Genomic DNA, 23,194 nt, shown 5'->3' with positions numbered 1-23,194 from the left:
AGCCTTATGCCCCGGCACTTATTCAAACGTTACATGCCAGATCCGGTCAGCATCCGGGAACACAAGTCCTTACGCTTTCTCGGCACACTGCTGCATGACGCCAACCTCTGGCACCTCAATCGTCACTCGGTAGCCCGAGCCATGGCTGTAGGCCTGTTCGCGGCCTTTATCCCGATCCCGATGCAGATGCTGCTGGCTGCAGTGCTGGCCATCTGGTTGCGGGGCAATATGCCCATCAGCGTCAGCCTGGTCTGGCTGACCAACCCCATCACCATGCCGCCGGTGTTCTTCTGTACCTATCAACTGGGCGCCTGGCTGATGAATGTGCCGCCGCGCACCCTGCCCGACGAACTGACCTGGGAATGGATCAGCAGCCAGCTCAGTACCCTGTGGCAACCCTTCCTTCTCGGCTCGGTGGTGGCCGGACTGGTGCTGGGGGCGCTGGCCTATTGCCTGACCATGCTCTACTGGCGCTGGTGGGTCGGCCGCCAATGGCACAGGCGCAAGCAACAGCGGCGATGACAAACGAAAACGGCCTCCCAAAGGAGGCCGTTTTCAGTACACCATCACGGCGTTTACTGACGCATGCCGCGCCCGCTGACCAGCAGTCGGGCACAACCGATATAGAGCACCACGGTGGCTACCAGCATGAAGGTGATGGCCACGCTGATCTTGATGTCCGAAACCCCGAGAATGCCGAAACGGAAGGCGTTGACCATGTGCAGCACCGGGTTGGCCAGGGACACGGTCTGCCAGAACGGCGGCAACAGATTGATCGAGTAGAACACTCCGCCCAGGTAGGTCAGGGGCGTCAGCACGAAGGTCGGAATAATCGAGATATCGTCGAAGTTGCGCGCGAACACCGCGTTGATAAAGCCCAGCAGCGAGAAGATAGTCGCCGTCAGCACCACCACCAGCACGGTCACGCCCAGGTGATGCACCTGCAGCTTGGTGAAGAACAGCGACAACAGGGTCACGATGATCCCCACCATCAAGCCCCGCAGGACCCCACCCAGGGTGTAGCCGATGAGAATGGTGTGGGGCGATACCGGCGACACCATCAATTCCTCGATGGAGCGCTGGAACTTGCTGCCGAAGAAGCTCGACACCACGTTGCCGTAGGAGTTGGTGATCACCGACATCATGATCAGCCCGGGCACGATGTACTCCATATAGGTGAAACCACCCATATCGCCGATCTGCCGACCGATCAGGTTACCGAAGATGACGAAGTACAGAACCATGGTAATGGCCGGCGGCAGCAGGGTCTGCGGCCAGATCCGGGTAAAGCGTCGGACCTCGCGATAGACAATGGTGTTGAGCGCCACCAGATTGGGTTTCAACTCCGAACTCATACCGCCACCTTCGACAAATTCTTCTCCACCAAGGACACGAACAACTCCTCAAGTCGGTTGGTTTTGTTACGCAGGCTCAAGACCTCGATGTTCTGCAGAGCCAGTTGGCCGAACAGCGCCGTGATACCCACAGCCTTGTCCACCTGGACTTCCAGGGTGTGGCTGTCCACCAGCCGAGTCGGGTAGCCCACCAGTTGCGGCGCCACATTGAGATCGTGCTTGAGGTCGAGCAGGAAGGTTTCCACATGCAACTGGCCCAGCAACTGACGCATGCTGGTGTTCTCGACGATGGTGCCGTGATCGATGATGCCGATGTTGCGGCACAGCTGCTCAGCCTCTTCCAGGTAATGGGTGGTGAGGATGATGGTGATGCCTTTCTGATTGAGCTCGGTGAGGAAGCTCCACATCGAACGGCGCAGCTCGATATCGACCCCGGCAGTGGGTTCGTCGAGGATCAGCAGGCGCGGCTCGTGGACCAGGGCCCGGGCAATCATCAAGCGGCGCTTCATGCCGCCGGACAGGGAGCGTGACGGCACATCGCGCTTGTCCCAGAGGCCGAGCTGGGTCAGGTACTGCTCGGCCCGCTCCTTGGCGATCTTCGCCGGAATGCCGTAATAGCCGGCCTGGGTGACGACGATGTCGAAGGTCTTCTCGAACTGGTTGAAGTTGAACTCCTGCGGCACCACACCGATGCAGCGCTTGAGCGCCGCCGGTTCACGATCCAGATCGTGACCGAAGACATTCACGGTGCCGCTGGTCTTGTTCACCAGGGTCGAAAGAATGCCGATGGTGGTGGATTTACCGGCCCCGTTAGGGCCAAGCAGGGCGAAAAAGTCACCTTCGGCGACATCCAGATCGATACCACTCAGGGCCTGGAAACCGTTGCCGTAGGTTTTGGTTAGCTGCCGGATGGACAGAGCGGAACTCATATCGGATTCATGCACCAAGATGGGGGAATTTTATAAGTAAGGGCGGCCTGGCTGGATTGCAACGACGCCAGGCGCTCGCCATGTTGCGGGTCGAGGCCACGCAAGTACAGTCACCCGTATCGATAGTGGGTATTAAGTCAACGCGGTCATCACCGCCTGACGATAGGCCGGACGCTGCTTCAAACGCTGGTACCAGGCCTCAAGATGGTGCATCGACGGCCGCTCGATGGGCATCTCGAACCAGGCATAGATAAAGCTGCCAAGCGGGATATCGCCCACACCGATTTCTTCTCCCGACAGATAGGGCTGCAAAGCCAGCGCCTGATCGACCCGGGTCAGCAGCTCGGCGCAAGTGGCCTTGGCGGCATTGATCTGTTGCCAGTCCTGCTGCGCTGCGGGGGTGCGCAATACGCCCCAGAACAAATGCCGGAACGGTTCAGCGAAGGTCGAGGTGGTCCAGTCCATCCACTTCTCGGCGCTGGCCCGGGCCTGCACATCGGCCGGGTACCAGTGGCTATTGGCGGCATGCCGGGCTGCCAGGTAACGCACGATGGTGTTGGACTCCCAGAGCACAAAGCCATCGTCTTCAATCAGTGGGATGCGCCCATTGGGGTTCAGTGCCCGATACTCCGGGGTGTCCACTATGCCAAAGGCACCGCCGGCATCCAGGGACTCATAAGCCAGCCCCAGCTCTTCAGCACACCACAGCGCCTTTCTGACATTCGACGAGTTCTTGCGACCCCAGATCTTCAGCATGACCATCCCTCAGTAATGAATGCCGGGGCAGTCTACGCCTGATCAGCCGCGACTCAAATCGCCGTGCATGTCCCCCAGCGCCACAGGGCTCTGCTCATTGAACAGATGGGGATAGCACTTTTCCAGGTGAGCAAAGAACAGGCTCTGCGGTACATCGGCGAAGCGCCCGTGGTCCACCAGGTATTCCATGGACTGGTCGCCCTGGCGGTTGAAGGGGTGGAAAACGCTGTCCTGCACACCGTCAAAATCCAGCGGCGCCACATCGAACAGCTCGCACAGGCTCTGATTGAACGCTGGCGTCGCCTTGACCCAGCGTCCGTGCAGATACAGCTCGGTGTAGCCGTGCATGGCGAACACATCGCTGCGCAGCAACTCAAGCAGACGGGGCGTCGACAGATGATTGCGCACATCCGCCAGACCGATACGTGCAGGAATCCCGCAATGACGGGCGCAGCCGGCCAGCAAAGTGGCCTTGGGCACGCAATAGCTTTCGCCGCTGGCCAGGGCATGGCTGCCCCGCAAGGTCTCGGGATCGCGACTGAAGGCGTAGAAGTTGTAGCGCACGGCCTCACGCACTGCGTAGTACAGGCTCACCGCCTGCTGTCGCGGATCACCACTGGCACCGCGATGAGATTCGGCGAACTCCACCACGGCAGGGTGGTCACTATCGATGAAGCGGCTGGGACGCAGGTACTCGTGCATGGGCAAAACCTCCGAGCGAAGCCTGGAGTCTATCGAGGCGTCCGCCCCAGCGATAACGACGTTTCGGCCAAAGGTTAGGGTCGGCTCGATCCAACCGGGCCGGGTTTGCAAACCCTGGCTCGACGGCAAAGTCCACTGCTGTACCCGCACCGCCCCGATCACCCGCTTTGTCGGAGGCCGACTAAGCTCTGAAGGTGATTTGGCCCCTGGTTTCATGGAGGATTGAATATGCTGTTGTTGTGGATACTGGTTCTGCTGGTTGGGGTGGCCTATCTGGCGCACCGCCGCACCGCCCCTCTGCCCGCCCTGGGCGCAGTGGCCGTTTTCCTGCTGGCCATGGGCGCCTTCAGCCGAGCACCCGGCTGGCTGTTGCTGGTTTTCTGGGTAGTGCTGGCGGCCGTTGCCGCGCCTTTGCTGCTGCCGGACCTGCGACGCAAGTACTTCAGCGCACGGCTGTTCACTTGGTTCCAGAAAGTACTGCCACCGATGTCGCAAACCGAACGCGACGCCATCGACGCCGGTACCGTGTGGTGGGACGGCGAACTTTTCAGCGGCCGCCCGGATTGGAACACCTTGCTGGCCTATCCCAAGGCCCAGCTGACCGATGAAGAACAAGCCTTTATCGACGGCCCCACCGAAGAACTCTGCGCCATGGTCAGTGACTGGCAGATTGGCCAGCATATGGACCTGCCGCCCGCGGCCTGGACCCATATCAAGGAACATGGCTTCTTTGCCCTGATCATTCCCAAGGAGTACGGCGGCAAGGGCTTTTCCGCCTACGCCCACTCTCAGGTGGCGATGAAGCTGGCGACCCGCAGCGGCGACCTGGCCTCCACGGTCATGGTCCCCAACTCCCTGGGCCCTGCGGAACTGCTGCTGCATTACGGCACCGACGAGCAACGCAACCACTACCTGCCACGCCTGGCTCGTGGCGACGACATCCCCTGCTTCGCCCTCACCGGCCCGCTGGCGGGCTCCGACGCCGGGGCCATGCCGGATACCGGCATCATCTGCAAAGGCCAATGGCAAGGCGAGGAAACCCTCGGCCTGCGCCTGAACTGGGAAAAGCGCTACATCACCCTGGGCCCGGTAGCCACCCTGCTGGGGCTGGCTTTCAAGGCCCACGACCCGGATCACCTGCTGGGGGACGAGGAAGATCTGGGCATCAGCCTGGCGCTGATTCCCACCGACACCCCGGGGGTCGACATCGGCCGTCGTCACTTGCCTCTGGGCGCCGCCTTCATGAACGGCCCCAATTCCGGAAAGGACGTGTTCATCCCCCTGGACTTCCTCATTGGCGGTCAGGAAATGCTCGGCAAGGGCTGGATGATGCTGATGAACTGCCTGTCGGTGGGCCGTTCCATCTCACTGCCAGCGGTGGGCACCGGCGCCGCCAAGTTCACCAGCCTGGTGACCGGCCAGTACGCCCAGGTACGGGAGCAGTTCAATGTGCCCCTCAGCGCCTTCGAGGGGATTCAGGAAGCCCTGGCCCGCCTCGGCGGCAATGCCTGGCTGATGGACAGCGCGCGCATGCTGACCGCCAACGCCGTGGACCTGGGAGAGAAACCCTCGGTGCTGTCGGCGATCCTCAAGTACCACCTCACCGAGCGCGGACGCGAGTGCATCAGCCACGCCATGGACGTGCACGGTGGCAAGGGCATCATCATGGGCCCCAACAACTACCTGGGCCGCAGTTGGCAGGGCGCGCCGATCTTCATCACCGTGGAAGGCGCCAATATCCTCTCGCGCAACCTGATGATCTTTGGCCAGGGGGCAATCCGCTGCCACCCCTTCGTGCTCAAGGAAATGGCCCTGGCCGGGCGCGAGGACCATGACCAGGCACTGAAGGAATTCGATGCCCTGCTGCTCCAGCACATTGGTTTTGCCGTAAGCAACGCCGCCAGCACCCTGGTGCTGAACCTGGGCCTGGGCCACTTCGAACAGGCCCCGGGAGACAAGCTCAGCCAAGGCTACTTCCGCGCCCTGAACCGCCAGGCTGCGGCCTTCGCCCTGCTGGCCGACGTGTCCATGATGCTCCTGGGGGGCGAGCTCAAGCGCCGCGAGCGTCTGTCGGCGCGCCTGGGCGACGTGCTCAGCCACCTGTACCTGGCCTCGGCAGCCCTCAAGCGCTATCACGATCTGGATTCACCGGAGTACCTGCGGCCCCTGCTGGCCTGGGCCCTGGAAGAAAGCCTTGGCCACTCCGAACGCGCCCTGGACGAGTTGCTCAGCAACTTCCCCAGCCGAGTGTTCGGCTGCCTGCTACGGATATTGGTGTTCCCCTTCGGCCGTCGCCATACCGGGCCGTCGGACCGCCTGGATGCCGAAGTGGCGGCGATCATTGGCCGCGCCCAGGGCGACCCGGCCCTGGAAGCGGTGCTCGCCGGCTGCTATCGCCCGCAATCCACGGACGATCCGGTAGGCGCCCTGCAACACGCCTGCAACCTGCTGAGTGCAGCTCATCCACTGCAGAAAAAACTCCACGAAGCACTGAAAAGCGGCCAGGTCAAACCGGCTGCGGGCGAGTCGCCCATCGATGCAGCCCTGGAGGCGGGCGTGCTGCAAGCGGCCGAAGCCCAGAGCCTGCGGGACGCCGAAGCGGCGCGACGCAAAGTCATCGACGTGGATGATTTCGCCAAGGAAGAACTGACCTTGAGCGAGGGCAAGACCCGCTAAGCGGGTCCCTCGGGACAGGTCGATTATGAAACCGGGCGCGGGGGCTATATACTCCCGCGCCCGTTTTGCTCTTGAGGACCCTGTCATGTCCAACGTCGTCGCCGATCATCTCGTCCTCCTGGACCACCTGCGCAGCATTCTGGTGGCGGTGGGAGAAGCCGAACAGGTTCCCGAAGAAAGCCACGCGCTGTTCCTGGAGCGCTTCGATGAACTGCGCGCCTCGCTGCCGATCGACCCGATCGAAAGCCAGTACCTGGGCCAGGACCTGCTGTGCCAGATCATGCAGCGCTATCCGCAGATCGCTCATCTGGTGCCTCGCGACCTGCTGTGGTTCTTCGCCGGTGACTGCCTGCACTACATGCCCGATGAAGAAATCGACCTGTACCAGACCCTGGAAGAGCGTCGCTTCGAAGCCGAGCAGAACGACGAGCCCTTCGACTGGAACCAGGAAAAACAGCTGCTGGCGCTCTCCGCCCAGGACAGCAAGCACTGATCGCCGCGCCTCGCGCAGCCAAGGCCCGCCCGGTTTTTCCGGCGGGCCTTTTTTGTTCCCGCCTTAGCGCGTCGTCCTCGTAGGAGCCGGCTTGCCGGCGAAGAGGCCCTTGGGTCTTGCATCGCCCTCAGAGACACCTTCGCTGGCAAGCCAGCGCCTACAAGATGCGTTCTCCTTTGCCGGGGCGGTTCAGGGTCGGCTCCCTGGCCAAGCACTCCACCAGATAATCGATAAAGACCCGCAGCTTGGGCGGCAGGTAACGGGTCGGCGAATGCAGGAGCCAGGCACCGCCGTGGTAGGACGCAAGAAAGGTCCACTCCGGCAGCACCTGGACAATCAGTCCCTGTTCCAGAGCGTGACGCGCGGTGAAATACGGCAGGCTGCCAATGCCCAGGTGCTGGAGCACTGCATCCAGACGCACCCCTGTATGGTTAGCGGCATAACGCCCGCGCACGCCGACAGTCACCGCCTTGCCGCCCTGGGTAAATTTCCACCGCGCATCGCTGGGGGTTTCGCCAAGATAGATGCAACTGTGCTGGCGCAGGTCCTGGGGGTGCAACGGCGTGCCCTGTTCCGCCAGATACTGCGGGGTGGCACACAGCAGGTGATCAATGCGCAACAACTGACGGCCAATCAATCCTGGCGGCGGGCGGTCGGTGATGCGGATCGCCAGGTCGACATTGTCTTCAATCAGGTCGATATCCCTGTCTTCATGCAGCAGTTCGACATCCACCTTCGGGTAGCGCCGAAGAAACTCCGGCATATGGGGATGCACCACGAACCGCCCCACCGCCTTGGGCACACTGACCCGCACCACGCCCTCGGCCTCGTGGGTGAACTGACCGCTGATCTCCATGACCGAACGGGCCGCACTGACCATCTCGCTGCAGCGCTTGAAAACCTCTTCGCCGCCATCGCTCAAGCGCAACTTGCGGGTGGTGCGTTGCAGCAGACGCGTGGCCAGGGCCTTCTCCAGCCGCGAGATGCTGCGGCTCACCGCCGACGGCGAGGAGCCCATCTGACGCGCCGCTTCGGAAAAGCTGCCGGTTTCAACGACCCTGACGAAGATAGCCATTTCTGCCAGTAAAGGCAGGGGGAGATTTATGCTCATGACGCAATAGTCCATTGAGTTTTGAATGGATTATCACGCAATTGCTCAAGCCTCATAATAAAAAAACACTTGGTTCCAGGGTTTGAGAAATGACGCTTCGCCTGTACTACGAACATGACCTGCTGACTGCCCCGGTAGAACTGCTGACCTGCGTGCCCCGAGATGACCTGTTCGCTGCGACCCTTCACGCCACGCCCTTTCATCCCCAGGGTGGCGGCCAACCCAGCGATACCGGTTTTATTGGCGAGGCCCGCGTGCTGCGGGTCACCCAGGAAGGCGAGCAGATCGTGCATTACCTGACCCAGCCGCTGATGCCGGGAAGCCATGAAGCTCGCGTCGATGAAGAGCAGCGCCTGTTCAACAGCCGCATGCATTCCGCCGGGCACTTGATTGGCCACTTCGTGCAAAGCCAGGGCTGGATACCGGTCAAGGCTCATCACTGGCCGGACGAGGGGCGGGTGTCGTTCAAGCCCGGCGAACAGCCAGGAGAAATCGACTGCGCCAGGGTGCAGAACGCCCTCGCACAATGGATCAGCGAGGATTTCCCCCGGCACATCTCCCTGGCCGCCGGATCGCGCCAGATCAGCTTCGGCCAGTTGCCCGCCTACGGTTGCGGCGGCACTCATGTCCAGCGCCTGAAAGAGCTGGGACGGGTGATCATCGACTCGGTCGCAGAGAAAAAAGGCACCCTTTCGGTCAGCTACAGCCTCGACTGAGCCCCCACGTCTTTACCCACCTTCCTGCCTTGCGGAGTCCGCATGCTGTCCAATTATCTTGGGGAATTTCTTGCCCTGGCCGTCGTTCACTTTCTTGCCGTGGTCGCCCCAGGCCCGGACTTTGCCGTCACCATCCGCCAGAGCGTGCGCTTTGGCCGAATGACTGGTGTCTGTACCGCCCTGGGAATCGGCGCCGGTATTTCGGTGCATGTGCTCTACACCCTGCTCGGGGTCGGTGCACTGATGCACGCTACGCCCTGGCTGCTGAGCGCCGCCAAGCTGCTGGGCGCTGCCTACATTCTGTACCTGGGCGTCAGCCTGTTGCGCAGCAAGGCCAAGACCGGCATCCCAGGCGACACCGCGCCGGACGAGCCGCAGCAGACGTTGCTGCGGGCCTTTATCACCGGCTTCCTGACCAACGCCACCAACCCCAAGGCGACCCTGTTCTTCCTGGCGATCTTCACCACCCTGGTCAGTGCCACCACGCCATTGAGCATTCAGGCGCTATATGGCGCCTGGATGTGCCTGGTGAACGCCCTGTGGTTCGTCATTGTCGCGCTGTTCTTTTCCAGCGCCCGGGTCCGCCTGCTGTTCATGCGTCTGGGCCACTGGTTCGAGCGCTGCATGGGGCTGATCCTGCTGCTGTTCGCCGGACGCCTGCTGCTGTCGCTGTAAGCGACCCACGACAAAGGCCCGCACAGTCGTCTGACTGGCGGGCCTTTTTTTATCCATGGCAGGACGAAGCGTTGAATCGCAGACAAACAAAAACGCCGCTCAATGAGCGGCGTTTTTGTGAAATTGGAGCGGGAAACGAGACTCGAACTCGCGACCCCGACCTTGGCAAGGTCGTGCTCTACCAACTGAGCTATTCCCGCAAATGGCGTCCCCTAGGGGACTCGAACCCCTGTTACCGCCGTGAAAGGGCGGTGTCCTAGGCCACTAGACGAAGGGGACACGCTACCCGGAACACATGGTGTGTGTTTCGGTGTCCAGATCCGTATCCGAAGACTTGGTTCTGGTTTCACTCGACCCTGCCCGAAAGCAGTGCCGTTTAAAATTGGAGCGGGAAACGAGACTCGAACTCGCGACCCCGACCTTGGCAAGGTCGTGCTCTACCAACTGAGCTATTCCCGCAAATGGCGTCCCCTAGGGGACTCGAACCCCTGTTACCGCCGTGAAAGGGCGGTGTCCTAGGCCACTAGACGAAGGGGACACGCTACCCGGAACACATGGTGTGTGTTTCGGTGTCCAGATCCGCATCCGAAGACTTGGTTCTGGTTTCACTCGACCCCGCCCGAAAGCAGTGCCGTTTAAAATTGGAGCGGGAAACGAGACTCGAACTCGCGACCCCGACCTTGGCAAGGTCGTGCTCTACCAACTGAGCTATTCCCGCATTGGCGTCCCCTAGGGGACTCGAACCCCTGTTACCGCCGTGAAAGGGCGGTGTCCTAGGCCACTAGACGAAGGGGACACGCTACAGCATTCACTTCCTTCAACGTTTTGCTATTTGCTTTCCGTTGAAAGTGGCGCGCATTCTATGGATGCTTTGGGAGGCCGTCAACCCCCAGATATAATTTTATTTAAATCAATGACTTCGGAGTAGTTTTAGGCCCACTTGGGGCTTTTCTGCCGTCCGCGCTTTGACGCCTATATTCTGGCACTCGACAAGACGTTATAGTCCTCCGCAGCCGGTGATGGCAATTTGAACCTAGGGATGACCCTGGCGGTTCTATACCTATATAAGCAGCACAACTCATGCCCGGCTCGTCGAGCGGCGCTATGCGTCTAAATGCCAAGCCACTACACTCGCACGCGAATCCTATAACGAGGTTTTAACGGTGACACCACTCATGATCACCCTGCTGGTAATAGCCGGGATCGCACTATTGATCGCCATTGGCTACATGAACCATGTGGTGGAAAACAACAAACTGGAAAAGGCCCGCACCAAAGTCGAACTCAATGATCGCCTGCGGCGCTGCGGCGAGATCACCGAAACCTTCCCTGGCCAGTTCATGTCACCGGCCCTCAAGCTGCTGCTGACACGCCTGGAACTCAATGTTGTGCAGCGCATGCTCAACCTCGACAAGACGGACACCGCTCTCAAGGCGCGCCAGGCCGAACTCAATACCTTGGTGGGTCAGGGCGAATCGATTCCGGTGAACAATCCGCCATCGCCCATCCAGACCGAGGCCAAAGCCAAGGATGTACGCTTCCTGCTGGAGGCCATGCACGGCCAGGTAACCCGTGCCGCCCACGACGGCTTCCTGCAACCCAATGAAGCCAAGCGCTGGATCAAGGAGATCCGCCACATCCTGGTGCTGCTGCATATCGAGTTCTTCAACAACCTGGGGCAATACGCCCTGCAACAGAACCAGCCAGGCCAGGCCCGCCTGGCCTTTGAGCGCGGCGTGCAATACCTGCGCAAGCAACCGGACCCGGCGGTCTACAAGGAGCAGTTGGAATACCTGGATAAGCTCCTGGCCCGCGCCAACTCCATGGTGCTGTCGACCCTGGAGCCGGCGCCAGACGAGGACAACGAGCTGACCCAAGGCCTGAAGACCGTGGAAGCCGACGCCGACTGGAAGAAGAAAGCCATCTACGACTGATATGAAAAACCCCTGCCTGGCACATTCGGCGCCAGGCAGGGGTTCGCTGCAACAGCGCCCTCCTCGCCGCTACAAGCGGAAATGCCCCACCATCCCCTTCAACTCGACGCCCAACTGCGCCAGCTCAATGCTCGATGCTGCGTTGCCTTGCATGGCCAGGGAAGATTGGTCGGCACTGGCACGAATGCTGGTGACGCTGCGATTGATCTCTTCAGCCACCGAACTCTGTTGCTCAGCGGCCGCGGCAATCTGCTGGTTCATCTGCTGAATCAACGACACCGCCGCAGCAATACTGCCCAAGGCACTTTCAGTCTGCAGGGCATCGCTGACCGCCAGCTTCACCAGCTCACCGCTGCTCTGGATCTGCTGCACTGAAGAGTCGGCAGCTGCATGCAGTGCAGTCACCAGGCGCGCAATCTCCTCGGTGGACTGTTGGGTACGTTTGGCCAGGGCTCGTACTTCATCGGCTACCACCGCAAAGCCCCTGCCCTGCTCCCCCGCCCTTGCCGCCTCGATGGCAGCATTGAGGGCCAGCAGGTTGGTCTGCTCGGCAACGCTCTTGATGACATCCAGCACGCTGCCGATGTTGTCGATCTCTGCGCTCAGGCTCTCGATGCCGCTGCTGGCACGGGTCGCGGAATCCGCCAACTGCTCGATCCGCTGCATGCTCTGGCGCACGACCTGCTGGCCACTCTCCACCTTGTCATCCGCCGCCTGGGCGGCCTGGGCCGCTTGCTCGGCATTACGCGCCACATCATGCACCGTGGCGGTCATCTGGTTCATGGCGGTGGCCACCTGTTCGGTTTCTTCCTTCTGGGTACTGACTTCAAGGTTGGTCTGCTCGGTCACCGAGGACAGTGACTGGGCCGAACTGGCCAGTTGCTCGATCCCGGCCTGCAGACCACTGACGATACCGCTCAGGCCACTGCCCATCTGCTGCATCGCCTGCATCAGCTGGCCGATCTCGTCACGCCGGGTCACCGCCACCGTGGTGCTCAGGTCCCCCGCAGCGATCTGCTGGGCCACATGCATCACACTGCGTAGCGGACGAACGATCAGGCGAGTGATGCTCAAGGCCGCCAGCAGCCCCACCAGCAGCGCCAGGGCCGAAGAGCCGATGATCAGCAGGGTGTTTTTCTCCAGCTCCCCCTGCATCGACAGATCTTCAGCGGCATAGGCCTGATCGACCCGCGCCATCACCTGGGCGGCGCGCTCATGCAACGTCTGATAGACCTGTTTCTCCTGGGCCAACAGGCCGGTGTATTCGTTGAGCTTTTCGCTGAAGTTGCCGATATGCCCAGCGACCTCGTTGAGCACCGTCTGGTAGCCCGCGTCCTTGACCGCGGCCTTCAACTGTTCGGCTTGGGCCTGGGCCTGTTCGGCCTGTTCGATCTTGCCCTGCTCGGCACCGCCCTGCTCATCACCCTTGCGATTCTGGTCCAGGCGCACCCGGGCTTCGTTCATGGCTTGCAGCATCAGGCGCGAGACCTGGCTGATCTGGTTGGCCTGCTCGATGAACTCCGCGCCCTCCTTGCCCTGGGAATCCTTGAGCGTATAGGCGCCGTCATCTGCCAGCCCGGCCTGTAGCACATCGAGGTTGTTGGCCACACTGGACACCGACCAGCTGGCCATTTCCAGGGCCAGGTCCTTGGCCTGGGTGAGCTCGACGAATTCATCGAAGGCCTTGCGATAGTCCGCCAGCGCCAGCTCGACCTCCCCCATCACCGCCTGATTGGCGGACGACTGCCCCTTGAGCTGCTGGGCCAGGAGCAACAGTGCATCCAGGCTTTCATGCAGGCTGTCCACCGTCTTGCTATCGCCGTGCAAGGCATAGTCCTGCTCCAGCAGTCGCACCTTGAGCACGCCACTGTTGAGCTGGGACATCTGCTTGAGGCCATCGAAACGCTGGCTGATGGTTTGCAGGGACCAAACGCCGATACCGGCCACCAGGGCCGTCAATAGCAACACCAGGGCAAAACCGATTCCCAGTTTCTTTGCCATGCCCAGGTTGGCAAAACGTCCACTCGCGGCCGAAGTCATGGTGCGCAGTCCCCTTCCAATCCCCAATGGCAATAGGGCCATTTTGTCTTTGCGAAGGGTCGCAACGGCGTGTACCGGCGCACAAGTCTCTGACGTCGGAATAATGGCAAAAAGCTACGCCGAGGTCGTTTTCAGGACACTGAAGGTCGATTCCATCGGGGCCCGGCGGGCTGTTGCGCCAAGGCCCGAGCCTGCACTCAGATGGCCGTGGCGCCGCCGTCGACGGTCAAGGCGTGTCCGGTGGTGAAGGCGGCGCCATCACTGCACAGATAGAGCACCGCACTGGCGATCTCCTCGACCTTGCCAATACGCCCCACCGGGTGCATCGCCGCGGCAAATTCGGCCTTCTTCGGGTCAGACTCATAGGCACGGCGGAACATGTCGGTGTCGATCACCGCCGGGCAGACGGCATTCACCCGAATCTTCTTTTTGGCGTACTCAATGGCCGCTGACTTGGTCAGGCCGATCACTGCATGCTTGGACGCCGCGTAGATGCTCATCTTCGGAGCTGCACCCAGACCGGCCACCGAAGCGGTATTGACGATCGCGCCGCCGCCCTGGGCAAGCAGCAGTGGCAACTGGTATTTCATGCACAACCAGACCCCTTTGACGTTGACCCCCATGATGGCGTCGAACTCATCCAGGGAGCCTTCCGCCAAGCGCCCCTTCTCGATCTCGATCCCGGCATTGTTGAAGGCATAGTCCAGACGGCCATAAGCCTCGACTGTCCGGGCCATGAGGTTCTGCACATCCGCCTCCTGGGTGACGTTGCAAGACACGAACAGCGCCTCGCCTCCAGCCGCCTGGATAAGCGCCACCGTCTCTTCGCCTCCGAGCACATCCAGATCCGCCACCACCACCTTCAAACCTTCTGCGGCGAACGCCTGGGCAGTCGCCCGGCCGATACCGTTGGCCGCGCCGGTCACCAGGGCCACCTGGCCGGAAAACGTCATGCTCATTGCTCAGATCCTCGATCAAGTACGGGTCAGCTACCCAATCCAATCTAGCCACAGCCGGCCATGGTCACGTCAGCACTATCAAAAGGCCGGTTGAGGTCTTATGCATCCCGGTGATGAAAGCACCCCCTTCTACATCACCACACTGGATTGCCCCCCATTCGCTGGACTGGCAAACCTTGCGGCAACGTCCTTGAGGGTCTATCAACTAGAGCTTCATTCACCCCTTGAGTGCCTGCCATGACCACCCTGACCAATCGCCAGTTCCTGCTCGCCAAACGTCCCGTCGGGGCGGCCACCCGCGAGACCTTTACCTACCAGCAGGTTGCCGTCGGCGAACCGGCACCGGGGCAGATTCTGGTGAAGAACGAATACCTGTCCCTGGACCCGGCGATGCGCGGCTGGATGAATGAAGGCAAGTCCTATATCCCGCCGGTGGGAATTGGCGAGGTCATGCGCGCCCTTGGGGTGGGCCAGGTGATTGCCTCGAACAATCCGGGATTCGCAGTCGGCGATTACGTCAATGGGGCCCTGGGTGTGCAGGACTATTTCCTGGGCGAGCCCCGCGGCTTCTATAAGGTCGACCCCAAGCTGGCCCCTCTGCCGCGCTACCTGTCCGCCCTGGGCATGACCGGCATGACCGCCTATTTCGCACTGCTGGATGTCGGCGCGCCCAAGGCCGGTGAAACCGTGGTGCTGTCCGGTGCGGCAGGCGCGGTGGGCAGCATCGCCGGGCAGATCGCCAAGATCAAAGGCTGCCGGGTGGTGGGCATTGCCGGCGGCCAGGACAAGTGCAAGTTCCTCATCGACGAACTGGGCTTCGACGGCGCCATCGACTACAAGAGCGAAGACGTGCACGCCGGGCTCAAGCGTGAGTGCCCCAAAGGCGTCGATGTGTATTTCGACAACGTCGGAGGCGACATTCTCGATGCGGTGCTCAGCCGCCTGAACCTCAAGGCCCGGGTGGTGATCTGTGGCGCCATCAGCCAGTACAACAACAAAGAAGCGGTCAAAGGCCCGGCCAACTACCTGTCGCTACTGGTCAACCGTGCGCGCATGGAGGGGTTCGTGGTGATGGACTATGCCTCGCAGTTCGCCGCCGCCGGACAGGAAATGGCCGGCTGGATGGCCAAGGGGCAACTCAAGAGCAAGGAGGATATTGTCGAAGGCCTGGAGACCTTTCCGGAAACGCTGACCAAGCTGTTCAGCGGTGAGAACTTCGGCAAGCTGGTACTGAAGGTCTAACCTGCTGGAGCCGACTTGCCGGTGAACCGCAGCATGCGTTTCGCCAGCAAGCCAGCTCCTGCAGCAGGCTTAGAGGGCCAGTTCGGCCACTACGTCGGCCAGGGCCTTGGCCGGATCGGCCGCCTGGCTGATGGGACGACCAATCACCAGGTAATCGGAGCCGGCGTCCAGAGCCTGACGCGGGGTGAGAATCCGCCGCTGGTCGTCCTGGGCGCTGCCCGCCGGACGAATTCCCGGGGTCACCAGTTGCAGGGAAGGATGGGCGCTCTTCAGAGCTTGGGCCTCTAGGGCCGAGCACACCAGACCGTCCATGCCGGCCTTTTGTGCCAGGGCGGCCAGGCGCAGTACCTGCTCCTGGGGCTCGATGTCCAGGCCGATACCGGCCAGGTCCTCACGTTCCATGCTGGTAAGCACGGTGACGCCGATCAACAGCGGTTTGGGACCTGTACGCTGATCCAGCACCTCGCGGCAGGCTGCCATCATGCGCAGGCCGCCAGAGCAATGCACGTTGACCATCCACACGCCCATTTCCGCAGCAGCCTTGACCGCCATGGCGGTGGTGTTGGGAATGTCGTGGAACTTCAGGTCCAGGAACACTTCGAAACCCTTGTCGCGCAGGGTCCCGACAATCTCGGCGGCACAGCTGGTGAACAGCTCCTTGCCGACTTTGACCCGGCACAGTTTCGGGTCCAGTTGATCGGCCAGTTTCAGTGCGGCGTCACGGGTGGGGAAATCCAGGGCGACGATGATAGGAGTCTGGCAGGCGGACATGAAGGGGCTCTCAGGCAAGTCGAAATCGGCGCGGATTGTAGCGCAAGCCGTGGCGATCCGGGACCCGATGAAAGGTAAATCATCCTCAACGGTGGTCGAGAATGCCGATCCGGCCAACAAATCCCCCGGGGGACGCGGTCTTTGTATCAAACCGGATACACTGACGACACGTCAGCAACAACCCCCGACGCTACCCTCCCCAGCCGCAATACCCTCGAACAGCACTTCCAGCCCCCGGGCCGGACGCCTATGCTGAAGCCACAACCTCGCCGTCACCGTCTGGTGGCCGGTAGCCTACCTGGCAGATGAACGCCCCATGCATAACACTCCAGCCCCTCTCAACGACGACTCCAAAGCTGCAGTCAATGGCGACGACAAGCGCTGGAACACCCGGGCCCTGATCGTCGACGACGACGTACCGATCCGCGAACTGCTGATCGACTATCTGGCGCGTTTCAACATCCACGCCAGCGGCGTCACCGACGGAGCTGCGATGCGTCAGGCCCTGCAGGCCGAACACTTCGACGTGGTGGTACTGGATCTGATGCTGCCCGGAGAGGACGGCCTGTCCCTGTGCCGCTGGCTGCGCACCGAATCGGATATTCCGATCCTCATGCTCACTGCCCGCTGCGAACCCACCGACCGCATCATCGGCCTGGAACTGGGGGCCGACGACTACATGGCCAAGCCCTTTGAACCCCGAGAGCTGGTGGCGCGAATCCAGACCATCCTGCGCCGGGTCCGTGATGATCGCAGCGAACAGCGAGCCAATATCCGCTTCGACAACTGGCGCCTGAACAGCGTCCTGCGCCAGCTGATCTCAGCCGATGGCCTGGTGGTGCCGCTGTCCAATGCCGAGTTCCGCCTGCTCTGGGTATTCATCGAGCGCCCGCGCCGGGTATTGAGCCGCGAACAACTGCTGGACGCCGCCCGGGGACGCTCCATCGAGGCCTTTGATCGCAGCATCGACCTGCTGGTCTCGCGCCTGCGGCAGAAGCTCGGGGATGATCCGAAATCACCGCAGTTGATCAAGACCGTGCGCGGTGAGGGCTACCTGTTCGACGCCCGAGATATCGGCTGATGCGTGGGCGCTTCGATACGCTGTTCGGCCGCCTGTTCGGCGTCCTGCTGATCGCGATCGTACTCGCCCACCTGTTGGCATTCTTCTGGTTTCACCATTACGGGCCACCACGGCCACCACCTCCCCCCACCCATTCGGCGACGCTCAGCAATGGCCAGCCTTCGGCTCCGCCACCACATTTCCCGAGACGCCCGCCACGTCCCTGGTTCGGTGGCCCATTGGTGCCCCTGACCTTCCAGTTCATCTCCTTGATCATCGCCGCCTGGTACGGCGCCAAGCTGCTATCGCGCCCCATCCAGCGCCTCAGCGATGCCGCCGAACGCCTGAGCGAAAATCTCGACAGCCCGCCGCTGGAAGAGGTCGGCCCCCGGGAAGCGCGACAAGCAGCCAGCGCCTTCAACCAGATGCAGAAGCGCATACAGGAACAGGTTCAGCAACGGGGGCGCATGCTCGGCGCCGTGTCCCACGACCTGCGCACTCCGCTGTCGCGACTCAAGCTGCGCCTGGAACAGATCGAGGACAGCAAGTTGCAAGGGCAGATGCGCCAGGACCTGGACGACATGATCAAGATGCTCGATGCCACCCTCAGCTATCTGCATGAACAGCGCACCAGCGAGGCGCAGCAATGGATGGATGTGCAGGCGCTGGTGGAGTCGCTCTGCGAGAACGCCCAGGACCAGGGCGCCGACGTCCAGGCCCAGGGCCATTGCGCGCCCCTGCTGGTGCAGCCGATGGCCCTGCAGTCCTGCCTCAACAACCTGCTGGACAACGCCTTGCGCTATGCCGGGCAGGCCACCCTGGCCCTGGAAGACAACCGTGAGCAGTTGCTGATCCGGGTCATCGACCATGGACCGGGGATTGCCGCCGACAAGCGTGAGGCCGTGTTCGAGCCCTTCTTCCGCCTCGAAGGCTCGCGCAACCGTAACTCCGGCGGTGTAGGCCTGGGCATGACCATCGCCCGCGAGGCTGCGGAGCGCATGGGTGGACAATTGCTGTTGGACGAAACCCCGGGCGGCGGCCTGACTGCAGTGTTGCACCTGCCTCGCCCCTGAGCGCCTTATGTAGCGACGGGTAGAAAATTCAAATACCCAGGACAACTCCCCCTCTGAGGCTGCAAGAGCCGGTGTCTCCCAGTAGCAGTGGCGGTATCAGCAGCGATGAGCTCAAGGCGGCGCTGCAAGCCGGACGCAATCAGCACAGCAGCTCCCAGGAGCAGCAGGCGAATATCGCCGAAGCCCTGGGCAAGATGATCGCCAACTGGAGCAAGCAGTATCAGTTGAACACCAGCAGCGTCGGCAACAGCGTCAACGTCGCCCCTTGAAGCAACTGCCGCTCCCACGGGAGCGGCAATCGGAAGATCAGCGCGGTTCCTGGGTCCGGGCCTGGCTAGCGCTCCAGTCCAGCAACAGGCTGTAGGCCACCGCCAGCAGGGTCGGGCCGATGAACAGACCGATAAAGCCGAAGGCAATCAGGCCGCCGAACACGCCGAGCAGCACAATCACCAGCGGCAGGTTGCCGCCGCGACTGATCAGGTAAGGCTTGAGCACGTTGTCCACGCCACTGATGATGAAGGTGCCCCAGATTCCCAGGAACACCGCCATGCCGTATTCGCCCTTCCAGGCCAGCCAGGCCGTAGCCGGAATCCACACCAGGGGCGGTCCCATGGGAATCAGGCTGAGCAGGAAGGTGACGATCCCCAGCACCAGCGCCCCGGGAACGCCGGCAATCAGAAAACCGATCAGCGCCAGCACGCCCTGGGCCGCTGCGGTACCTATGACTCCGTTGACCACCCGTTGCACGGTGCCGGCCACCAGTTCGATGTAATACCCGGCCCGGTCACCGATCAGGCGCTCCAGCAGCTTGTGCACGAACAGCGCCAGGCGCGGACCGTCGCGGTAGAAGAAAAACACGAAGACAATACTGAGGGTCAGCTCAAGAATGCCCCCGCCAATCTGCGCACTGCGGGCCAGCAACCAGTTGCCCACCTGCCCCAGGTACGGCTTGACCGCCAGCATCAGGGCCGCGCCCTGCTGGTCGATGCTGTCCCACAGCCCTACCAGCCGCTCCCCTATCAGTGGCAAGCCGCCGAGCCAGGCGGGAGCCTCGGGCAGCCCATCCACCTGCACGTCCTTGATAAAGGCCGTGGCATCGCGCACATGGTCCGCCAGATTGAGACCCAGCCAGACCAGGGGCGCCGCCACCAGGACCATCCAGCCCAGGGTCAGCAACGCTGCGGCCAGGGATTCGCGGCCATTGAGCCAACGGGTCAGCAATCGCATCAGAGGCCAGCTGGCAAAGGCCAGTACCGCGCCCCAGAACAGCGCCGACCAGAAAGGCGCCATCACCCAGAAGCTGGCACCGAACAACACCAGGAGCAGGATCTGCACCAGCAGTCGATCGTTATTGGGCATGAAATGTCTCGCGCAAGAAGAATCAGAGAAGAGTAGGCGAACCCGCGAGTGCGGGCCGCCTGAAACAGCTTAACGCAGCCGTTCGAAGTGCAGGCCGGCCACTTCGGTGTCGCCGGTCTCCATGCGCGCGGCCAGCACGCCCTGGCCGATCAGGGCCTGGCGCCAGGCTTCAGCCTGTTTGCCGGACAGGCTGACCCGCATCGTGGTGTCCAGATTCAAGCCACGGGAGAGCAGGTTGAGCCAGACGGGCTGGGGGTCCGTCAGTTTTGGCAGATCCAGTTTTCCCGTGTCCTTCAACTGCCGTAACAGGGTCGCCGAGGTGGGCAGCAAGTCGCCCAGAGGCGCTCCAGCATCGAACTGCTCCACATGGAGGTAGGCCCGGCGATTACCCCGGGTGATGCTGTACAAGGCCACCAGGGTGTTGTCCTGGGGCGCCGCCAGCCGCAACAGCAGATAGGCCTGCTGCTCATCGGCGCCATACAGCTTGGCGTTGCCGAACACGTCATTGGCCCACAGGCTGCTCTCGCCGCAATCCCGGGCCTGGCACCAGAACAACAGCTCGGCCCCCTGCTTCTGCAGCGCCTCCCGGGCCAGGGTGAAGGCCTCGTTGGAGCTGCGCTCGGCAGGCAATTGGTAGGTAATGGCGGTGAGCTTGCCCCGGGCATTGACCTGTCCGTCAAAACGCAGCTGGCCGCTGATCCTGCGGACTGACCCCAAAGGGTAGACGCGCTCCTGCTCCACTTCGGGGCGGTAGTCGACGATTTGTGCGTCGGTCAGACGGGGAACCAAAGGCAGGTCATGACTGCCCGGCAGATCGGCGGCAAACGCCAGCGAGCTTAACAAGGCCAAGCCCGGAACACTGATTGAACGCATGAACACTCTCATCGGATAAGCATGGCCTGGGCACCTTTGACGACGCTGGCGTCGTCACTGCGTTGCGGAACCTGCAAGCCGCGCTGGACCGCAGGCCGGGCCTCCAGGGCCGCCATCCAGCGTTGCAGGGCCGGCAATCCCTGCACCGAGACTCCGGACCATTCATGACCGCGCACCCAGGGGAAGGTGGCGATATCGGCAATGCTGTAGTCCCCGGCCAGATAGTCGACCTGTTGCAGGCGAGTATCGAGCACCTCGTACAGGCGTCGGGTTTCATGCTGATAGCGGTCGATGGCGCCCTGGAGCTTTTCCGGGAAGTAGCGGAAGAACACGTTGGCCTGGCCCTGCATGGGACCCACCCCGCCCATCTGGAACATCAGCCACTGCATGACGATGGAGCGGCCCTTGGGGTCGGTGGGCAGCAACTGGCCACTGCGTTCGGCCAGGTACACCAGGATCGCGCCGGATTCAAATACCGGAAAATCACCATTGTCGCGGTCGACGATGGCCGGAATACGCCCATTGGGATTGATCTTCAGGAACGCTGGGGCTTTTTGCTCCCTCTTGTCGAAACTCAAGGCATGCACTTCATAGGGCAGCCCGAGTTCTTCAAGCAGGATGGAAACCTTGTGACCATTGGGGGTCGCAGCGGTGTACAGATCTATCATGGTTGTCTCCCATTTCAACCCGCCCAGCCTCGACAGTTGCCCCCGTCAAGTCAAGGAACGGCGAAAAACCGATTGAAACAGTCTGCGACAAAGCGGGCACCGGTCTCATCATTGAGATGCAGATGGTGCCCGCCTGGCAGCTGTTCACGGCTAAAGGGTAGACGCTGCAACAGCGCTTCGTGCCTGGCCAGCATGCCATCGGCCGCTACCACCAGCTGGGTTGGACAACTGACACGCTGGACGAAGGACATGGCCTGCTCTTCGGTCAGGCGCAGCGGCGAGGCCAGGGTCAGGCGACTGTCACTGCGCCAGGTGTAGCCGCCAGGCACCGGCATCAGGCCACGCTGGGCCAGCAGTTCGGCAGCCTCGCGGCTGACCGCCACCAGCCCCTTCATCCGCGCCTCGATGGCCCGCTCCAGGGTGCTGTAGACCGGCTTGCGCTTGTCCTGCAGGTGGATTTGCGCCTGCAGGGCCATGCCCAGGCGTTCGGCGGCGTCCTCACCCTTGGCGGTTGGTGGAATGACCCCGTCGATCAAAGCCAGGTGGCTGACCCGTTCCGGCAGCGCGGCCGTCAGCACCAGGGATACGATCGCCCCCAGGGAATGGCCCATCAGGGCGAAACGCTTCCAACCCAACTGTTCGGCGACTTGCAGCACGTCGTACACGTAGTCCCACAAGGCGTAGCCGGCCCCCAGGGGGCGATGCCCTGAATGACCATGGCCGGCCAGGTCCAGGGCAACGATACGCAGCCCCTTGAGCTTGGGCGCCAGCCGGGCAAAGCTGTTTGCGTTGTCCAGCCAGCCGTGCAGGGCGATGACCGGCAAACCGTCTTCGGGGCCGAACAGATGAGCCGCCAGCTCGATGTGGGGCAGACTCAGGCGCACTTCCTCGACGATATGGCTCATGCACAACTCCGTTGCTGGCGATCGTCCCAGCGGCTGAACAGTTCCTTGAGCAAGGCCGCCGTGGCATCGGGCCGTTCAAGGGGAAACATGTGGCCGCCGGGCATGGTCAGCGACTCACCATGGGGCATGCGCCCCACCGCACTGGTGTGATGACGCATCACCACCCGGCTCTGCTGCCCCCGCACCACCGCCAGAGGCACCTTTAGCTGGCGGGCACTGCCGGGGCTGGTGTGGGGCACACCGCGATAGATGCTGATCTCGGTAGCCGGATCGAAGCGCAACCGCAGCCGGTCGCCCACTTGCTGCAGGCCATGCTGCAAGTACGCGTCCAGACAGTCCGGGTCGAAAGCGCGAAACAGGGTCTTGCGCGAGAAGTAGCTGCGGGCCGCTTCGATATCGGCAAACTCCTCGCGACGTCCCAGGGTGCGCCCGGCGGGAGTCAAGCGGTCGATGAAACCAAAACGCTTGGCGGCGCGGATCACCCATTGATCGGCCCGGGTCAGCACCGGGGAGTCGAGCATGACCACGCCCCGATACAGCTCCGGACAACGCAAGGCCGCATGCAAGTGCAACACCCCGCCCAACGAATGTCCGACGCCCCATACCGGCTGGGCCTGCTGTTGCAGGTGATGAATCAATTCGTCCACCAGGCTGCGCCAGTTGTCGTCCACTGGAAAGCGCGGGTCATGGGCATGCTGCTGCAAGTGGCTGACCTGGAATTCAGGCGCCAAGGCAGCGAACAACTTGCCGTAAGTCCCAGAGGGAAACCCATTGGCGTGAGCGAAAAACACCTGTTGCGACATACCGACTCATCCATCCACCAAACCAACAACGATTGTCCGCAAGGCCCTGCGCCAGGGCAATGACCGTAACGGACAGGAATGCTGACACCCGGGC

General features: G+C 62.1%; 22 protein-coding genes, 6 tRNA genes and 2 pseudogenes. 10 read left to right on the top strand and 20 right to left on the bottom strand.

Annotation, left to right across the window (positions count from 1 at the left end; all coding sequences use genetic code 11):
* The first annotated feature begins 6 nt into the window (after nt 1–6).
* Nucleotides 7–522, top strand: a complete 516-nt coding sequence (locus FW796_RS23720) for a DUF2062 domain-containing protein (protein ID WP_346631911.1) — start codon at nt 7–9, stop codon at nt 520–522.
* A gap of 53 nt (nt 523–575) precedes the next feature.
* On the opposite strand, the gene FW796_RS23715 is transcribed toward FW796_RS23720, so the two are convergent.
* From FW796_RS23715 to FW796_RS23700, 4 genes are all read right to left on the bottom strand, one after another.
* Nucleotides 576–1,355, bottom strand: a complete 780-nt coding sequence (locus FW796_RS23715; RefSeq protein ID WP_102863930.1) for an ABC transporter permease — start codon at nt 1,353–1,355, stop codon at nt 576–578.
* On the bottom strand, nt 1,352–2,284 hold the full coding sequence (locus tag FW796_RS23710) for an ABC transporter ATP-binding protein (RefSeq protein WP_346631912.1): 933 nt from the start codon (nt 2,282–2,284) through the stop codon (nt 1,352–1,354). Before FW796_RS23710 ends, FW796_RS23715 begins: the two co-directional genes overlap by 4 nt.
* Nucleotides 2,285–2,416: 132 nt before the next feature.
* Entirely contained in the window at nt 2,417–3,040 is a 624-nt protein-coding gene (locus FW796_RS23705; RefSeq protein ID WP_346631913.1) for a glutathione S-transferase family protein, read from the bottom strand.
* A gap of 42 nt (nt 3,041–3,082) precedes the next feature.
* Nucleotides 3,083–3,742 (bottom strand): transglutaminase-like domain-containing protein, encoded by a 660-nt coding sequence (locus tag FW796_RS23700; protein WP_346631914.1) that lies wholly within the window; start codon nt 3,740–3,742, stop codon nt 3,083–3,085.
* A gap of 228 nt (nt 3,743–3,970) precedes the next feature.
* On the opposite strand from FW796_RS23700, the gene FW796_RS23695 reads away from it, so the two are divergent.
* A complete protein-coding gene (locus FW796_RS23695) occupies nt 3,971–6,418 on the top strand; it encodes an acyl-CoA dehydrogenase (RefSeq protein ID WP_446440151.1) in 2,448 nt (815 codons plus the stop codon).
* Between the two features lie 85 nt (nt 6,419–6,503).
* Nucleotides 6,504–6,911, top strand: coding sequence for a PA2817 family protein (locus FW796_RS23690; protein WP_346631916.1), 408 nt, complete (start codon nt 6,504–6,506; stop codon nt 6,909–6,911).
* Between the two features lie 157 nt (nt 6,912–7,068).
* Here the strand turns inward: FW796_RS23690 and FW796_RS23685 are convergent, their stop codons facing one another.
* The gene (locus FW796_RS23685) at nt 7,069–8,022 is read right to left on the bottom strand and encodes a LysR substrate-binding domain-containing protein (protein ID WP_446440150.1); all 954 of its coding nucleotides are present in this window, start codon (nt 8,020–8,022) and stop codon (nt 7,069–7,071) included.
* A gap of 89 nt (nt 8,023–8,111) precedes the next feature.
* On the opposite strand from FW796_RS23685, the gene FW796_RS23680 reads away from it, so the two are divergent.
* Together FW796_RS23680 and FW796_RS23675 are read left to right on the top strand one after the other, a co-directional pair.
* Entirely contained in the window at nt 8,112–8,738 is a 627-nt protein-coding gene (locus FW796_RS23680; protein WP_446440149.1) for an alanyl-tRNA editing protein, read from the top strand.
* 42 nt (nt 8,739–8,780) lie between these two features.
* Nucleotides 8,781–9,413 (top strand): LysE family translocator, encoded by a 633-nt coding sequence (locus tag FW796_RS23675; protein ID WP_346631918.1) that lies wholly within the window; start codon nt 8,781–8,783, stop codon nt 9,411–9,413.
* A gap of 124 nt (nt 9,414–9,537) precedes the next feature.
* Here the strand turns inward: FW796_RS23675 and FW796_RS23670 are convergent.
* From FW796_RS23670 to FW796_RS23645, 6 genes are all read right to left on the bottom strand, one after another.
* Nucleotides 9,538–9,613 (bottom strand) — tRNA-Gly (locus FW796_RS23670).
* 3 nt (nt 9,614–9,616) lie between these two features.
* A tRNA-Glu gene (locus FW796_RS23665) sits at nt 9,617–9,692 on the bottom strand.
* A gap of 104 nt (nt 9,693–9,796) precedes the next feature.
* A tRNA-Gly gene (locus tag FW796_RS23660) sits at nt 9,797–9,872 on the bottom strand.
* A 3-nt stretch (nt 9,873–9,875) separates the two neighbouring features.
* Nucleotides 9,876–9,951, bottom strand: a tRNA-Glu gene (locus FW796_RS23655).
* 104 nt (nt 9,952–10,055) lie between these two features.
* A tRNA-Gly gene (locus FW796_RS23650) sits at nt 10,056–10,131 on the bottom strand.
* 2 nt (nt 10,132–10,133) lie between these two features.
* Nucleotides 10,134–10,209, bottom strand: a tRNA-Glu gene (locus FW796_RS23645).
* Between the two features lie 367 nt (nt 10,210–10,576).
* Here FW796_RS23645 and FW796_RS23640 point away from each other — a divergent pair.
* Nucleotides 10,577–11,347 carry a hypothetical protein gene (locus FW796_RS23640; protein WP_346631919.1) on the top strand — a complete coding sequence of 257 codons (771 nt, stop codon included), beginning with the start codon at nt 10,577–10,579 and terminating at the stop codon, nt 11,345–11,347.
* A gap of 69 nt (nt 11,348–11,416) precedes the next feature.
* Here the strand turns inward: FW796_RS23640 and FW796_RS23635 are convergent, their stop codons facing one another.
* The 3 genes and pseudogenes from FW796_RS23635 to FW796_RS23625 form a co-directional block, all read right to left on the bottom strand.
* A complete protein-coding gene (locus tag FW796_RS23635) occupies nt 11,417–12,280 on the bottom strand; it encodes a methyl-accepting chemotaxis protein (protein WP_371826160.1) in 864 nt (287 codons plus the stop codon).
* A pseudogene (locus tag FW796_RS23630) lies at nt 12,278–12,502 on the bottom strand (HAMP domain-containing protein); the annotation flags it as partial. The pseudogene FW796_RS23630 and the gene FW796_RS23635, both read right to left, overlap by 3 nt.
* Before the next feature lie 1,082 nt (nt 12,503–13,584).
* Nucleotides 13,585–14,346: an SDR family oxidoreductase gene (locus tag FW796_RS23625; protein ID WP_346631921.1), complete on the bottom strand. Its 762-nt coding sequence runs from the start codon at nt 14,344–14,346 to the stop codon at nt 13,585–13,587.
* Nucleotides 14,347–14,583: 237 nt separating this feature from the next.
* On the opposite strand from FW796_RS23625, the gene FW796_RS23620 reads away from it, so the two are divergent.
* Nucleotides 14,584–15,588, top strand: coding sequence for an NADP-dependent oxidoreductase (locus FW796_RS23620; protein WP_346631922.1), 1,005 nt, complete (start codon nt 14,584–14,586; stop codon nt 15,586–15,588).
* Between the two features lie 69 nt (nt 15,589–15,657).
* Here FW796_RS23620 and pyrF read toward each other — a convergent pair whose 3' ends face one another.
* Nucleotides 15,658–16,359, bottom strand: a complete 702-nt coding sequence (gene pyrF, locus FW796_RS23615; protein ID WP_213664951.1) for an orotidine-5'-phosphate decarboxylase — start codon at nt 16,357–16,359, stop codon at nt 15,658–15,660.
* Between the two features lie 316 nt (nt 16,360–16,675).
* Between pyrF and FW796_RS23610 the strand changes: the two genes are divergently transcribed.
* From FW796_RS23610 to FW796_RS23600, 3 genes and pseudogenes are all read left to right on the top strand, one after another.
* Nucleotides 16,676–17,440 carry a response regulator gene (locus FW796_RS23610; RefSeq protein ID WP_346631923.1) on the top strand — a complete coding sequence of 255 codons (765 nt, stop codon included), beginning with the start codon at nt 16,676–16,678 and terminating at the stop codon, nt 17,438–17,440.
* Nucleotides 17,440–18,492 carry a sensor histidine kinase gene (locus tag FW796_RS23605; protein ID WP_346631924.1) on the top strand — a complete coding sequence of 351 codons (1,053 nt, stop codon included), beginning with the start codon at nt 17,440–17,442 and terminating at the stop codon, nt 18,490–18,492. The genes FW796_RS23610 and FW796_RS23605 overlap by 1 nt, the downstream gene beginning before the upstream one ends.
* An 83-nt stretch (nt 18,493–18,575) precedes the next feature.
* Nucleotides 18,576–18,761, top strand: a pseudogene (locus tag FW796_RS23600) (calcium-binding protein); the annotation flags it as partial.
* Between the two features lie 37 nt (nt 18,762–18,798).
* Here the strand turns inward: FW796_RS23600 and FW796_RS23595 are convergent.
* From FW796_RS23595 to FW796_RS23575, 5 genes are all read right to left on the bottom strand, one after another.
* A complete protein-coding gene (locus FW796_RS23595) occupies nt 18,799–19,851 on the bottom strand; it encodes an AI-2E family transporter (RefSeq protein ID WP_346631925.1) in 1,053 nt (350 codons plus the stop codon).
* A gap of 69 nt (nt 19,852–19,920) precedes the next feature.
* Nucleotides 19,921–20,724: a DUF4892 domain-containing protein gene (locus FW796_RS23590; RefSeq protein WP_404938758.1), complete on the bottom strand. Its 804-nt coding sequence runs from the start codon at nt 20,722–20,724 to the stop codon at nt 19,921–19,923.
* Between the two features lie 8 nt (nt 20,725–20,732).
* Nucleotides 20,733–21,392 carry a glutathione S-transferase family protein gene (locus FW796_RS23585; RefSeq protein WP_346631927.1) on the bottom strand — a complete coding sequence of 220 codons (660 nt, stop codon included), beginning with the start codon at nt 21,390–21,392 and terminating at the stop codon, nt 20,733–20,735.
* A gap of 50 nt (nt 21,393–21,442) precedes the next feature.
* Nucleotides 21,443–22,297, bottom strand: coding sequence for an alpha/beta hydrolase (locus tag FW796_RS23580; protein WP_346631928.1), 855 nt, complete (start codon nt 22,295–22,297; stop codon nt 21,443–21,445).
* On the bottom strand, nt 22,294–23,100 hold the full coding sequence (locus tag FW796_RS23575) for an alpha/beta fold hydrolase (protein ID WP_346631929.1): 807 nt from the start codon (nt 23,098–23,100) through the stop codon (nt 22,294–22,296). The genes FW796_RS23580 and FW796_RS23575 overlap by 4 nt, the downstream gene beginning before the upstream one ends.
* Nucleotides 23,101–23,194 lie beyond the last annotated feature (94 nt).

This window comes from Pseudomonas sp. 910_21, assembly GCF_052850735.1.
The sequence above is the reverse complement of the archived record's forward strand: the minus strand, read 5'-3'. Positions and strand labels throughout refer to the sequence as shown.